The 12863-nt window shown below is 64.0% G+C and carries 15 protein-coding genes and 1 tRNA gene; 6 read left to right on the forward strand and 10 right to left on the reverse strand.

Annotation, left to right across the window (positions count from 1 at the left end; genetic code table 11):
- Nucleotides 1-38 precede the first annotated feature (38 nt).
- From pdxT to VI234_RS04750, 3 genes are all read left to right on the forward strand, one after another.
- The gene (gene pdxT / locus VI234_RS04740) at nt 39-632 is read left to right on the forward strand and encodes a pyridoxal 5'-phosphate synthase glutaminase subunit PdxT (protein WP_008307597.1); all 594 of its coding nucleotides are present in this window, start codon (nt 39-41) and stop codon (nt 630-632) included.
- A gap of 36 nt (nt 633-668) precedes the next feature.
- Entirely contained in the window at nt 669-965 is a 297-nt protein-coding gene (hisE, locus tag VI234_RS04745; protein ID WP_008307596.1) for a phosphoribosyl-ATP diphosphatase, read from the forward strand.
- Nucleotides 966-1028: 63 nt separating this feature from the next.
- Nucleotides 1029-2966: a response regulator gene (locus VI234_RS04750; RefSeq protein WP_336329380.1), complete on the forward strand. Its 1938-nt coding sequence runs from the start codon at nt 1029-1031 to the stop codon at nt 2964-2966.
- 5 nt (nt 2967-2971) lie between these two features.
- Here the strand turns inward: VI234_RS04750 and VI234_RS04755 are convergent, their stop codons facing one another.
- The gene (locus VI234_RS04755) at nt 2972-3103 is read right to left on the reverse strand and encodes a hypothetical protein (protein ID WP_336329381.1); all 132 of its coding nucleotides are present in this window, start codon (nt 3101-3103) and stop codon (nt 2972-2974) included.
- Nucleotides 3104-3322: 219 nt separating this feature from the next.
- On the opposite strand from VI234_RS04755, the gene VI234_RS04760 reads away from it, so the two are divergent.
- Complete coding sequence (locus VI234_RS04760) at nt 3323-4423, forward strand: sensor histidine kinase (protein WP_008307591.1); 1101 nt, start codon at nt 3323-3325, stop codon at nt 4421-4423.
- A gap of 14 nt (nt 4424-4437) precedes the next feature.
- Here the strand turns inward: VI234_RS04760 and VI234_RS04765 are convergent, their stop codons facing one another.
- Nucleotides 4438-4755 carry an ASCH domain-containing protein gene (locus VI234_RS04765; protein ID WP_336329382.1) on the reverse strand — a complete coding sequence of 106 codons (318 nt, stop codon included), beginning with the start codon at nt 4753-4755 and terminating at the stop codon, nt 4438-4440.
- 94 nt (nt 4756-4849) lie between these two features.
- On the opposite strand from VI234_RS04765, the gene VI234_RS04770 reads away from it, so the two are divergent.
- Nucleotides 4850-5845 (forward strand): NOG1 family protein, encoded by a 996-nt coding sequence (locus VI234_RS04770; protein ID WP_008307588.1) that lies wholly within the window; start codon nt 4850-4852, stop codon nt 5843-5845.
- A 196-nt stretch (nt 5846-6041) separates the two neighbouring features.
- Here VI234_RS04770 and VI234_RS04775 read toward each other — a convergent pair whose 3' ends face one another.
- The gene (locus tag VI234_RS04775; protein WP_336329383.1) at nt 6042-6755 is read right to left on the reverse strand and encodes an SIMPL domain-containing protein; all 714 of its coding nucleotides are present in this window, start codon (nt 6753-6755) and stop codon (nt 6042-6044) included.
- A 61-nt stretch (nt 6756-6816) separates the two neighbouring features.
- Nucleotides 6817-8097 (reverse strand): TIGR00341 family protein, encoded by a 1281-nt coding sequence (locus VI234_RS04780; protein WP_336329384.1) that lies wholly within the window; start codon nt 8095-8097, stop codon nt 6817-6819.
- A 147-nt stretch (nt 8098-8244) separates the two neighbouring features.
- On the opposite strand from VI234_RS04780, the gene engB reads away from it, so the two are divergent.
- Nucleotides 8245-8862, forward strand: coding sequence for a GTP-binding protein EngB (engB, locus tag VI234_RS04785; protein ID WP_008307583.1), 618 nt, complete (start codon nt 8245-8247; stop codon nt 8860-8862).
- Between the two features lie 96 nt (nt 8863-8958).
- On the opposite strand, the gene VI234_RS04790 is transcribed toward engB, so the two are convergent.
- The 6 genes from VI234_RS04790 to VI234_RS04815 all read right to left on the reverse strand — a co-directional run bounded on the left by VI234_RS04790 (nt 8959) and on the right by VI234_RS04815 (nt 12802).
- Nucleotides 8959-9030 (reverse strand) — tRNA-Ala (locus VI234_RS04790).
- Between the two features lie 138 nt (nt 9031-9168).
- Nucleotides 9169-9480 carry a 30S ribosomal protein S10 gene (gene rpsJ / locus VI234_RS04795; RefSeq protein ID WP_004515425.1) on the reverse strand — a complete coding sequence of 104 codons (312 nt, stop codon included), beginning with the start codon at nt 9478-9480 and terminating at the stop codon, nt 9169-9171.
- A 3-nt stretch (nt 9481-9483) separates the two neighbouring features.
- Nucleotides 9484-10749, reverse strand: coding sequence for a translation elongation factor EF-1 subunit alpha (gene tuf, locus VI234_RS04800; RefSeq protein ID WP_336329385.1), 1266 nt, complete (start codon nt 10747-10749; stop codon nt 9484-9486).
- Nucleotides 10750-11026: 277 nt separating this feature from the next.
- Nucleotides 11027-11971 carry a homoserine dehydrogenase gene (locus VI234_RS04805; RefSeq protein WP_336329386.1) on the reverse strand — a complete coding sequence of 315 codons (945 nt, stop codon included), beginning with the start codon at nt 11969-11971 and terminating at the stop codon, nt 11027-11029.
- Nucleotides 11968-12501: an amino acid-binding protein gene (locus VI234_RS04810; RefSeq protein WP_008307542.1), complete on the reverse strand. Its 534-nt coding sequence runs from the start codon at nt 12499-12501 to the stop codon at nt 11968-11970. Before VI234_RS04810 ends, VI234_RS04805 begins: the two co-directional genes overlap by 4 nt.
- Before the next feature lie 79 nt (nt 12502-12580).
- Nucleotides 12581-12802 (reverse strand): hypothetical protein, encoded by a 222-nt coding sequence (locus VI234_RS04815; RefSeq protein WP_004959077.1) that lies wholly within the window; start codon nt 12800-12802, stop codon nt 12581-12583.
- Nucleotides 12803-12863 lie beyond the last annotated feature (61 nt).

The following is a 12863-nucleotide window of genomic DNA, read 5'->3' on the forward strand; positions in this document are numbered from 1 at the left end:
ACGAGAGGCTTTTCGCACAGGCTCACTAACGGGGACGTATGACGCTACGCGCGGGTGTACTCGCTGTTCAGGGCGATGTCTCTGAACACGGAGACGCGATCAGGCGGGCGGCAGCGGCCCACGACCAGACGGCGGAGGTCGTCGAGATACGCGAGTCCGGAGTCGTCCCCGACTGCGATGTGCTGTTGCTACCGGGCGGGGAATCGACCACGATATCGCGGCTCATCCACCGGGAGGGCATCGCCGACGAAATCCAGTCCCACGTCGAAGCCGGCAAGCCGGTGCTGGCGACGTGTGCCGGGCTCATCGTCAGCGCGAGCGACGCACAGGACGACCGCGTCGACACGCTGAACGTCATCGACGTCTCCGTCGAGCGCAACGCGTTCGGGCGACAGAAGGACAGCTTCGAGGCCCCACTGGCGGTCGAGGGTCTCGACGACCCGTTCCCGGCGGTGTTCATCCGCGCACCGGTCATCGACTACGTCGGCACGGACGTCGAAGTGCTGGCGACGTGGGACGACCACCCAGTCGCGGTCCGTGAGGGACCGGTCGTCGGCACGTCGTTCCACCCCGAACTGACCGAGGACCCGCGCATCCACGACCTGGCCTTTTTCGACTCGGTGGAGTCGTAGCGACGGCCTGAAGGCCCCGCTGACCGAACGGCGGCTATGAGCGACGACACCGGCGACGTTATCGACGAACTGTTCGCTGTCATCGAGGACCGCAAGGCGAACCTTCCCGAAGACTCCTACACGGCGTCGCTATTCACCCACGAGAAGGGCGAAAACGCCGTGCTGGAGAAGCTCGGCGAGGAGACGACGGAGTTGATTCTAGCAGCTAAAGACGACGACACCGATGAGCTCGCCCACGAATCGGCCGATATCGTCTATCACCTGCTCGTCCTGTTGTCGATGAAGGACATGGACGTCGACGATTTGCGGGCGGAGTTGGCCAAGCGGCGGTGAGACGATCCGTCACCAGGTGAGAGGCCGCGACAGATTGACACGGACACAGTTCCTATCAGGGGTATGGGCCATGTGGCGTCGGGCGTTACAGTCCTCTGTGTCGATGACGAACCGTCGTACGCAGACCTGATCGCGACACATCTCGAACGCAACGACGAGGCGATCGACGCCACCGGGGTCACGAGCGCTACGGACGGACTGTCATATCTGGACGAGCACGACGTGGACTGCATCGTCAGCGACTACGACATGCCCGGCATCGACGGGCTGGAGTTTCTGGAGGCGGTCCGCGCCAGAGACCCGGATATGCCGTTCCTGTTATTTACCAGTCAGGGGAGCGAGTCACTCGCAAGCGAGGCAGTCTCGGCCGGTGTCACTGACTATATTCAAAAAAGACATGGGTCCCAGCAGTACGCCGTGCTCGCGGAACGAGTCCGAAACGCAGTCGAACGAGTCAGAGCGAAAGCAACGGCCGATACCGCACAGGAGCGGACGAAACGGATTCTCGACGTGACGAGCGATGCGGTCCTCGTCAGCGTGACCGACACCGTCGTGTATGCGAACCCGGCGGCGGTGGGGTTTTTCGGCGCAGCAGACAGCGACGAACTCTGTGACCGGCCACTGACCGACCTCGTCGAACCGACAACGGACGGCGGGACCGTGACCGTTGAACGCGTCGTCGAGAACGGCCAGACGGCCGGCCAAGTCAGCCGGACGATACGGACCCTCTCTGGCAACAGAGTGCAGGCCAGCGTCACGGCGTGTGACGTGACCTGGGACGGCGAAGACGGCACAGTTTCGGTCATCAGCGACCGGAGCGATACGGACGAGCGCGAACAGCGGCTCGAAGCGCTGCACGAGGCCACCCGGCAGTTGATGGCCGCAGAAGTCCGCAACAAAGTCGCCGGTATCGGGGTCAACGCCGCCGCCGAGATTATCGGACTCGACGCGAACGCCGTCCACCTCATCAACGACGATGGACAACTGGAACCCGTCGCCGCGACCGCGTCGCTCCGGCAGTTGGTCGGTGATATCCCGACATTCGAGCCGGGCGACAGCATCGCCTGGCGGGTGTACGAGCATGGCGAGGCGACCGCAGTGCCTGACGTGCGGTTGGAGGAAGACGTACAGAACCCCGAGACGCCGATACGCAGCGAACTGTATCTGCCACTGGGGGAGTACGGCATTCTCATCGCCGCATCGGCGACTATCGACGCGTTTGACGAAGCAGACATCGTCGCTGGACGCATCCTCGCGGCGAACATGGAGGCGGCCCTCGCCGCTGTCGAGCGCGACAAACAACTCCGTGACCGTGAGCAGGAACTATCGACGCAAAACGACCGTCTGGAACAGTTCACGACAGTCGTCAGTCACGACCTTCGCAACCCTCTCAACGTCGCTATCGGCCGACTGGGTACGCTGAGAGAAGAGTGCGACGACGACAACATCGTTGCGATAGAGCAGGCGCTCGACCGGATGCAGGCGTTGATTGACGACCTGCTGTTGCTGGCCCGGACCGGCGACAGCGTCGCGGAGATGGAAACGGTGGCACTGGCGACGGCAGTCAAGGACTGCTGGGAGGTAGTCGATACCGACGGCGCGGCACTGGTGGTCGACACCGACCGCAAGATACAGGCGGACATGACGCGGCTCAAACAATTACTGGAGAACCTGATCCGAAACGCCGTAGAGCACAGCGCTACGGACAGTCGGATGCAGTCCGGCGGTACCGATAAACACGACGCTCCAGGCGTGACAGTGGCGATTAGCGAAATACCGGGCGGGTTCGCCGTCTCGGATGACGGCCCGGGCATCCCCGAAGCCGACCGGGAGAGGGTGTTCGAAAGCGGCTACTCGACGACGACTGACGGCACCGGGTTCGGACTCTCGATAATCTCACAGATCGCCACTGCTCACGGGTGGACGGTCACGCTCACCGAAAGTGAGAGCGGCGGCGCACGCTTCGAGTTTACAGGCGTCGACGTGGCATCGGAAGAATAGGGCGCTCAGTTGTCGTCTGCGTCGCGGGCTTCGCTCATGTGCTCCCAGATTTCGGTGCAGCCACAGCCATCCGCAACGTCCGCGAGATACGCCCGCTCCGGATCGTCCGCTTTCGACTTGCTCATCGTCTCTGTCATGTAGTTACTGATAGTTACCGTAGTTGATAAGGGTTGTCTGCGGCGCGGTGGCAGCCCGCTCGCGGGCAGTCGTGCGCTGTATTCACTCGAATACAATCCTACAGTAAAAATAGTCCAAAATATCTATGCTCGGAGCCTAGTCTGACCGTGGATTCTAACACGGAAAGTGCCGGTTCCGCCGGGCTGTGGCGACGAGCGGCGTCGAAATCGGACAGATCTATGCTGCCGTTCGTGGTCATTGTGGCCGGTGGGATCTTGATCCTGCTCGCGGTCGTTCAGGCGGTGCTGGCCTTTCGAGCCACCGGGTCGATACTGCTCGCGCTGCTCGACCTGCTGTTCATCGGCGGCCCGGGCGGCATGCTCATATACACGGGCTACTGGCTGCCACAGTCCGAGATCACTAAGCACCACTATCCGCGGATCATCGCGTGGGTGCTTGGCGGTATCGCCGTGATGTTCGGGTTCATCCTCCTGCGCGACCTCCATCCGGGCGTCACTGTCGAGTGGGCGAACGGGACCCAGGCCATCGCGCTGATGCTCGGCTCCATCGGTGGGCTAATAATCGGTATCGAGGAGACGAAGGCTACCATACGGACGAACCAGCTCGAAGCGTACACACAGCGGCTCGAAACCCAGGAGCAAGAACTCAAGCGACAGAACGAACAGTTAGAGCGGTTCGCCGGCGTCCTGTCACACGACCTCCGGAACCCGCTCAGCGTCGCGCGTGGCCGTCTCAAGCTGGCCCAGGCGGACCACGACAGCGAGCACCTCGACGCTATCGGGACCGCCCACGAGCGGATCGATACGCTCATCGAGGACCTGCTGACGCTCGCACAGCAGGGCGAGCAAATAAGCGACGTCGAACCCGTCGACATCGGGCCACTGAGTTCCGACTGCTGGGCGACTGTCGGGACTGGGAACGCAGCGCTCGAAACCGAAGCGATGCGGCCGATTATGGCTGACCAGGAGCGGCTGCGACAGCTCGTCGAGAACCTGTTTCGGAACAGTGTGGAGCATGGCTCCACGGGCAGTCGGACGGGGGCCGACGACATTGACGGCGGTGAGCCTGACCTGACGATTACGGTTGGAGAACTCGACGACGGGACCGGCTTCTACGTCGAGGACGACGGCCCCGGAATCCCCGAAATCGACCGGGAAACGGTGTTCGAGAGCGGCTACACGACAGGAGATGGCGGGACGGGGTTCGGACTTGCGATAGTCAAGGAGATCGCGGGAGCTCACGGCTGGCGTATCCGGGCGACAAGCAGTGAGAGCGGCGGCGCGCGGTTCGAAATAACTGGTGTCGAGTTCGCGCCCTGACCGGGTGACCGCGGTTATTCTTCGACTGGCGCGAACCGATGCCGGACGACCTCGCTGTCGTCGTCCCACTCGAAGCTGCCGTGGACTTTCTTCATCCGCTCTTTGTACGCGTCGAGGTCTTCCGACCCCTCACGCTGTGCGTCCTCGTCGGTCATGTCGCCCAGTGTCCGGTGTGTTACGTCTGTCACCGCGAACTCGGTGCCGTCGATCTCGAACGTGTCGCCCTCGTCGGCGTACTGGTGGCCGCGGTGCATCTGGGTGACCCGTCCCTCGGCGGCCATCTGCTGGACGTGGTCGTTGGGGAGAATCTCGCCGGCGTCGATGTGTGCCATACCGGAACTGCGGTCGGGACGCTCAAAAACGTGACTCGCAACAGTTTGGGGAGCGATTGAATGCGCTTTTACGCTCCGGACGTCAACGTGACCTATGAGCCATCCCTTCGAGGGTCTGCCGACGACGCCCACCGCCGAGGAGCTCGTGGACAAAGCCTTCTCGCGGGCGTCGCGCGCCGGCGGGGCCAAGGACGGGAACGAAGCCCAGCAGTCGATGCTGATGACGGCGTCGAACATCGCCTCCGACAACATGGAGAACGTGGTGACGGCGTGGCCGACGATCGACGATCTGGACCCCTTCTATATCGAACTCGCCGACGCGGTCATCGGCGAAGCCTACCCCGCAGACAACGACCCCGGTATCGACGCGCTGAAACAGCACCTCGCAGAGGTTTCGTGGGCCGCCGACAAGGTCGTCGAGATCCGCCAGGAGTACGAGAGCCGCGTCGCCCGCGGCGACATCGACACCGCCCGGAAGCTCCGCAAGCAGGCGTTCGCCCGTATCGCCGACGTGGTCGAGGAGGTCGAAGACAACCTCGCCGCCATCTCGACGGCGCACAACGCCCTCAAAGACATCCCCGACATCCGACCGGACGAGCCGGCCATCGTCGTCGCCGGCTACCCCAACGTCGGCAAGTCGTCGTTCGTCAACCGCGTCACGCGGGCCGACAACGAGATCGCCTCGTATCCGTTCACGACGACGCAGATCCGCGTCGGGCACTTCGAGGACCAGCGTATCCGCTATCAGCTCGTCGACACCCCCGGCCTGCTCGACCGGCCGCCGGAGGACCGCAATGAGATCGAATCACAGGCCGTGAGCGCGCTCGAACACCTCGCCGACGCCGTTCTCGTGTTCGTCGACCCCAGCGGCGAGTGTGGTTACCCGCTCGCGGACCAACTGGAACTGCGCAACGACATCGAAGCGCGCTTCGACGTGCCCGTCTTGACCATCGCCAACAAGAGCGACCTCTCGACGGACGTCGAGGCCGACCACTACATGAGCGTCACCGAAGACGACAACGTCGACGGCGTCCTGCAGGCCGCTATCGACGCGGTGGGGTACGAGATCGAACTGCCGTTTGACGAATAGCGAGACGCCGACCAACGGGAGGCGTCTCGAACACTCCGAGCGGGGAGCGAAGCGACCCGCGAGGACTGCGGTCACCAACGGGAGGCGTCTCGAACACTCCGAGCGGGGAGCGAAGCGACCCGCGAGGACTGCGGTCACCAACGGGAGGCGTCTTGATCAATCCGAACAAGGAACCGCAGTGGCGAGTCAGAACGGCTTATTCTAGTTCGTACGAGACACTGACAGAGGCGTCGACAGTGACATCGCCGGGCTGGATGCTCGTCCGTCCGCCGGCATCACTGGCGGCCATCGCTTCCGCGTACACGACGGCGCGGCCGTGGTCGCTGGTCTGGACCGTGACGGCGTCACCGACGGACCGATCCTCCGCAGCGGCGACGACTTCGGCGTCCGTTCGGGCGTTGTCCATCGCGGTCGTCAGGGCTTCCTCGCGAGCGGCCTGTCGCGTCTCCTCGCTCAAGGAGTAGCGCACGCCCTCGACGCGGTCCGCGCCGGCGTCGACTGCGGCATCGATGAGTGTCCCGGCAGTCGAAACGTTGCTCGTCTCGGCTTCGACGGTGTGGATCGCCACGTAGCCGACCTGTTCGCGGCCCTCTCGACTCTCCTCGTACTCGGGGCGGACCTGGAACCGCGAGGAGGTCACGTTCGCGCCCTCGTCTTCCAGCGCCGACGTAATGGCGTCGGCGTCACCGCTGAGGTTGTTGCGCGCTGCTTCGGCAGTCTCACCGCGGCCCACGGCGGCGACGGTGACGGTTGCACGGTCGGGCGCGCGTTCGACGGTCGCGTCAGCGTTGACGCTCACGGTCGAATTCGTCGACGGCGCGACGGCCCCGGTGTCCGCGAGTGCGAACCCGACGCCGCCGGCGACGAGCAGTGCCAGCACACCAGCGATTGCGAGTGGTCGTGATACCATATCGTCTCCGACACACCCAGTGGTATTTACATCGTCGAACGCTCAAAGTCGGCTTTGAGCGTCAGCCGTTCCGTTCGACAGTGACGTAGCGAACTTCCGTCGCAACGTCTCGGCCGGCCGCGTCATCAGCCAGAGCATCCAGTTGGTCGACAAGCAGTGGCTGCTCCGCGTCCGGCGGCAGACCGACGGTGACGATGACGCGGCGCGGCTGTTGGAATATCGCAGTGTTGGTGTACTCGATTTCGACCGTCAGCACGCGAGCCGGCGGGTCGACGCTGCCCTGGATGGCGTCGCGGATGTCCGACTCCGTCGTCGCCTGCTGGTAGGAGTCGAAGGTGACGCCGCCCAGGAACGCCGACAGGACGAGTATCGACAGGACGAGGACGCCGATTCGTTTGACAGTCGCCGACCGTGCGTCGCTCTCCTGGAACCAGTGTTCCGGGCGGTAGCCCTGGTACCAGAGCCCGACGAGCACTGCGAGGTTGATCGAGAGGACGTTCACCAGCAGGAGCACGGCGGACCCGAGACTGACGAGCGGCTGGCCCCACGCGATACCGATGCCGACCGTGGCCGCCGGCGGGATGAGCGCGACGGCGATCATGACGCCGACCAGTGCCGTCGAGACGCCGCTGGTGAGGCTGACGACACCGGCCGCGCCAGCGCCGAGCGCGACGATCAGCGAGAGGAAGTCGGGGGCGACCCGCTCGCGTATCTGGCCGACCGTGGTCACGTCGGCGAGCGGCGGGATGACGTTGGCGTACCGGACCAGCAGGGCGAAAACAGTCGCGCTTGCTACGGCGAGTCCGAGCCCGACGGCCTGGAGTTTGACGCCCTGAATGAACATCTCGTGGTCGTCGACAACGGTGCCGACGTTGGCGGTCATCGCCGGGCCGATGAGCGGCGCGATGACCATCGAGCCGACGACGACGGCCGGGGAGTCGAGCAGGAGCCCGGCAGTCGCGATAATCGCGCTGATGATGGTCATGAGCGCGTAGTTCGACATCGAGGGAGCGAGGTCGTTTGCCTTCGAGGTGAGTTCCTCTCGCGCGATGCGGTCTTCGTCTTCCTCCTCGGCGTACGTCTCCTCTAGCTCGTCGAACTGACTGGAGATGACGGTGTTCGCGTCCACGACGACCGTATAGCCGTCGTCGTTGATACCGACGTCCCGCAGCTCTTCGAGGACTGGTTCGAGTGCGTTGGTCGGGACTGGAAAGGTGACGACAGCGGTGAACTCCCGCCCGCTCGTCTCGTCGGTGAGCACGTAGTCGATGCCCTCCTCGGCCAACACGCCCAGGACGGCGTCGCGCTTTCCGGTCGGAATCAGTATCTGTACCAGCCGCACGGCTCCGGGTGGGACCCGCGAGGGTAAAAAAGCGGCTAGTTAGCGGGTCCCGGGTGCAGAACTGGAGCGAGACGCGGCTATGAATCGCGAAACAGTCGGTCCTCGGGAAACGGACGCGCTTTTCCCCGCCGGCGGAGTACACGGGGTATGTTCGAATCACGACCGGACCGGGACGCCGAGGTGGTGCTCGTCGGTCGGTCAAACGTCGGGAAATCGACGTTGATGCGCGAGATAACGGGCCACACGTTCGACACGGGCCAGCGACCCGGTGTCACGCGTTCGCCCAACCACTTCGACTGGGCCAGCGCCGATTTCGTCATCAGTGACCTCCCCGGCTTCGGGTACATGAAAGGCGTCCCCGAAGACGTCCGCGAGGAAATCAAGACCGACGTGGTCCAGTACGTCGAGCGGAACGCCGAGAACATCCTCGTCGGCATCCTCGTCGTGGACGGCAAGTCGGTCATCGACATCATCGACCGCCACTCCGGCCCCGACGAGATCCCACACGACGTGGAGATGTTTCACTTCCTCCGAGAAGTGGGCGTCGAACCCGTCGTCGCCGTCAACAAGATGGACAAGGTCGACGACAAGGACGACCGCTTGAACGAACTCTGTGACCGACTCGGACTGCACCCGCCATGGCAACAGTGGCAGGAGACTATCGCGCCGATCAGCGCGAAGCGCGGCTCCGTCGAGCCGCTGAACGAGGCCGTCCGGCACCACCTTCACGAGGCCCAGCGGGACGACCTGTTTCAGTTCTTCTGATCCACCGGCTCTATGCAGCGGTTTCTGGGTTCGTGATCGGTCTGCAGTAGCTTCGAGCCGTACTCAGGGGCCCTTCGGAACAATGAAAAGTCGGCATGGACTCGCCGGGATTTGAACCCGGGGCCTCTTCCTTGCGAAGGAAGCGATCTGCCACTGATCTACGAGCCCGCGTGGTCTGCCACTCGAACGCGGAGTTATAAAAACCCTGCGCGTGAGAGCGGCCTTCGATAGCGATTCACACTGTCCCGGCCAGCGGTTCGGACGGGTGGCACAACGACGCTGTCGCGAAGCGACAGGCCCCGAGGCTCAGTCCTCGAGGACGATCTCGATGGAGACGTCGTTGGGAACCTGGATGCGCATCAGCTGGCGCAGTGCCCGTTCGTCGGCGTCGATATCGATGAGCCGCTTGTGGACGCGCATCTCCCAGTGTTCCCACGTCGCGGTCCCCTCGCCGTCGGGGGACTTGCGGGTGGGAACCTCAAGCGTCTTGGTGGGGAGCGGAACCGGACCGGAGAGTTCGACCCCGGTCTTGTTCGCAATCTCCCGCACGTCGGCGCAGATGTCGTCGAGGTCCTCGGGGCTTGTGCCCGCGAGCCGAACGCGTGCCTGCTGGGACATACGTTATCGCTCGTTGACGCTGAGGACTTTGCCGGCGGCGATGGTCTGACCCATGTCGCGGATAGCGAACGAACCGAGCTCCGGAATCTCGGAGGACGGCTCGATGCTGAGCGGCTTCTGTGGGCGGACCGTCACGACGGCAGCGTCCCCGTTCTGGATGAAGTCGGGGTTCTCCTCGGCGACCTCGCCGGAGGACGGGTCGATCTTCTTGTCGATGGACTCGACAGTACAGGCGACCTGTGCCGTGTGGGCGTGGAAGACCGGCGTGTACCCTTCCGTGATGACGGACGGGTGCTGCATCACGACGATCTGGGCCTGGAAGGTCTCGGCGACCGATGGCGGGTCGTCGGCCGGACCACAGACGTCACCGCGTCGGATGTCGTCCTTGCCGATACCGCGGACGTTGAATCCGACGTTGTCACCGGGCTCGGCCTTCGGGACTTCCTCGTGGTGCATCTCGACGGTCTTCACTTCGCCGCCGACGTCCGATGGCTGGAAGCTCACGTTGTCGCCCGTGTTCAGGATACCAGTCTCGACGCGGCCGACCGGGACCGTCCCGATACCGGAGATGGTGTAGACGTCCTGAATCGGCAGTCGGAGCGGCGCGTCCGTCGGCGGCTCCGGGGCCGGCAGGTTGTTGAGTGCTTCCAGCAGGATTTCGCCGTCGTACCAGTCCGTGTGCTCGGACTCGCTGGCGACGTTGTCGCCCTCGAACGCCGAGAGCGGGATGAACTTGGCGTTCTCGGAGTCGAAGCGGACCTGGGTGAGGAGGTCCTTGACCTCTTCGACGACCTGGTTGTACTTGGACTCGCCGTAGTCGACGAGGTCCATCTTGTTGACACCGACGATGAGCTCGCCAATGCCCAGGGTGCGGGCCAGGAACACGTGTTCCTGAGTCTGCGGCTGCACACCGTCGTCAGCGGCGACGACCAGGACGGCGTTGTCGGCCTGGCTCGCGCCGGTAATCATGTTCTTCACGAAGTCGCGGTGGCCAGGACAGTCCACGATGGTGAACTCGTAGGCGTCAGTGCTGAATTCCTGGTGGGCGATGTCGATGGTGACACCACGCTCACGCTCTTCGGCGAGGTTGTCCATGACGTAGGCGAACTCGAATCCGCCCTTGCCCTTCTCCTCGGCTTCTTCCTTGTGCTGTTCGATGACGTGCTCCGGTACCGATCCTGTCTCGTACAGGAGTCGGCCGACGAGCGTGCTCTTCCCGTGGTCGACGTGGCCGATAATGGCCAGGTTCTGGTGTTGTTCGTCGCTCATTGTTATCTCTCACGCGCAGAGGCGCTGTATCGGGTTTATTAGCTGGTGGTTCATAAAACGATTTCGAAAGCGTGTAAGCGTCAGCCCGTCGCTTTCTTGCGATTCGGCACGACATGGCATGGTAGTGTGGCACCCAATAGCTTGGTCAGGGAGAACGACCGATACCGACAGTCACGGCCGGGTTTGTGTCCTTCGGAGTGACAAACGGGACTGCCAACTGAGGGAAGCACAGTGAATAAGAGAACGATGCGGGCGTGTCGGAAATCCCGCTGTCTCGTTACAGTCGGCCGATATCGGCAAGCACCGCGCTCGCCGTCTCCGGGCCGCCGGCACCGCGGCCGGAAATGTTGAGTTGGCCGGCGTGCTCGGTTTCCAGCTGAGCGATGTTGCGGGTCCCCGAGACGGCAAGCGGCGCGTTGTCCGGAACGAGCCGCGGGCCGACGCGGACGGAGCCCTCGACGACCTCGGCGATGAGCCGAACGGTCCGGCCGTCAGCCCGTGCGAGTTCGAGCGCACTGCCGGAGATATCCTGAATGCCCTCGACTTCGGCGTCGTCGAGCGTGTATTCCGTCTCGTCATCGGCCAGGACGTTCGCGATGATGACGCCTTTCAGCGCCGCGTCGGTGCCGTCGACGTCGAAGGTCGGGTCGGCCTCGGCGACGCCGAGGTCCTGTGCCTCCGCGAGGACGTGCTCGTAATCGAGACCCTCGGTCGCCATCCGGGAGAGGATGAAGTTCGCCGTCCCGTTGAGCACCCCGCGGACGGCGGTGATGTGGCTCGGGTCGAAGTCGTCGATGGTCGAGAGGACCGGCATCGCACCGCCGACGGTTGCCTCGAACAGCACGCTCCCCTCGCTCTCGCGTTCCAGCGCGCGAACGTCGGCGTACCGCTCTGCGACCGGGCCTTTGTTCGCCAGCACGGCGTGGCAGTCTCGTTCAAGCGCGGCCTGAACGTGGCTGAATCCCGGTTCGGCGTCGCCGAGCGTCGTCGGCGTCGCCTCGACGAGTACGTCGTACTCGGCCGAAAGCGCGTCTTCGGGTGCGGCACTGCCGACAACGCCGTCGGTTCGCTTCCGGTCGAGCACCTCGGCAGTGTCGATGCCGGCGCTGTCGATGACGGCACTACTGGAGTCAGCGAACGCGGTGACCGAATGGCCGTGGTCGCTCGCTAATTCGACGACGCTGGATCCGACTGCGCCGGCTCCGATGACGGCGAGTCTCATGCCTCACCTCCCGCAGCGAGCGGCTCGATGACGTGGAGCCCCTTCTCGTCGGCGACAGCACGAATCGAAGTCATCGTCTCGTCGACTGCCCCTTCCTCGGTCGCCAGTCGGATGCGCGCGCTGGAGGCGTCGTCGGTTCCCTCCGGTGCCGACAGCGAGAGGTCGGTCACGGTCGCGTCAGTAGATTCGTGAATCCGCGAAAGTGTGTCAGAGAGGTCTGTGTTGACGAGGTGGCCGGTGAGGATGATCGTCAGCGCCTCGCTGTACTGCTCTGCCCCGGCCTGGATGACGTTGATGCCCGCGTCGCGGAGGGCGTCGACGATCCCGTCGAACCGCTCGGGGGTCGCCTCCAGGTCGACCTCCACGGGAATGTGGCCCCGCGGGGTCACGTTCCCCCGCTCGTGGAAGATAGAGAGGAGGTTCCCGCCGTTCGTGGCGATGGGCTCGAGCGCCCGCAGCAGTTCGCCCGGTTCGTCGACCAGCTCCAGCCGAACTGTGTAGGACCGTACCTCGTCGGTCGAGTCGCTCATCGCCCGCTCACCTCCTGAGTATCTCGGCTCATTGTGGATGACTCAGCAGGGGCACGTATAAGAAACCGTTCGTTTGGTCTCACGGCAGAAAGCGGTCGTACAGGTCGTCGATCCACTCGTTGTACGCCTCGCCGCGAGGCGACCCCCAGGGATTGCGTGAAAAGTAGTACATCGCCGCGAACATCCCCGCAAGCGTCAGTGCCAGCCCCGTCGGCAGGACGAAACTCCAAATGAACGTCGACGTGCCGGCGATGACAGCAGCGACGAGAAGGTCCACAATCTGATGCAGGCGGTCGCTCATACCGTGCTGTTCGACGTCGGTTGACCTAAACGTGGGGCTCAACCCTACTCGTGCCGGATAC

Origin of the sequence: Haloarcula sp. CGMCC 1.2071 (genome assembly GCF_037078445.1) — an archaeon.
GTDB lineage: Archaea > Halobacteriota > Halobacteria > Halobacteriales > Haloarculaceae > Haloarcula > Haloarcula amylolytica.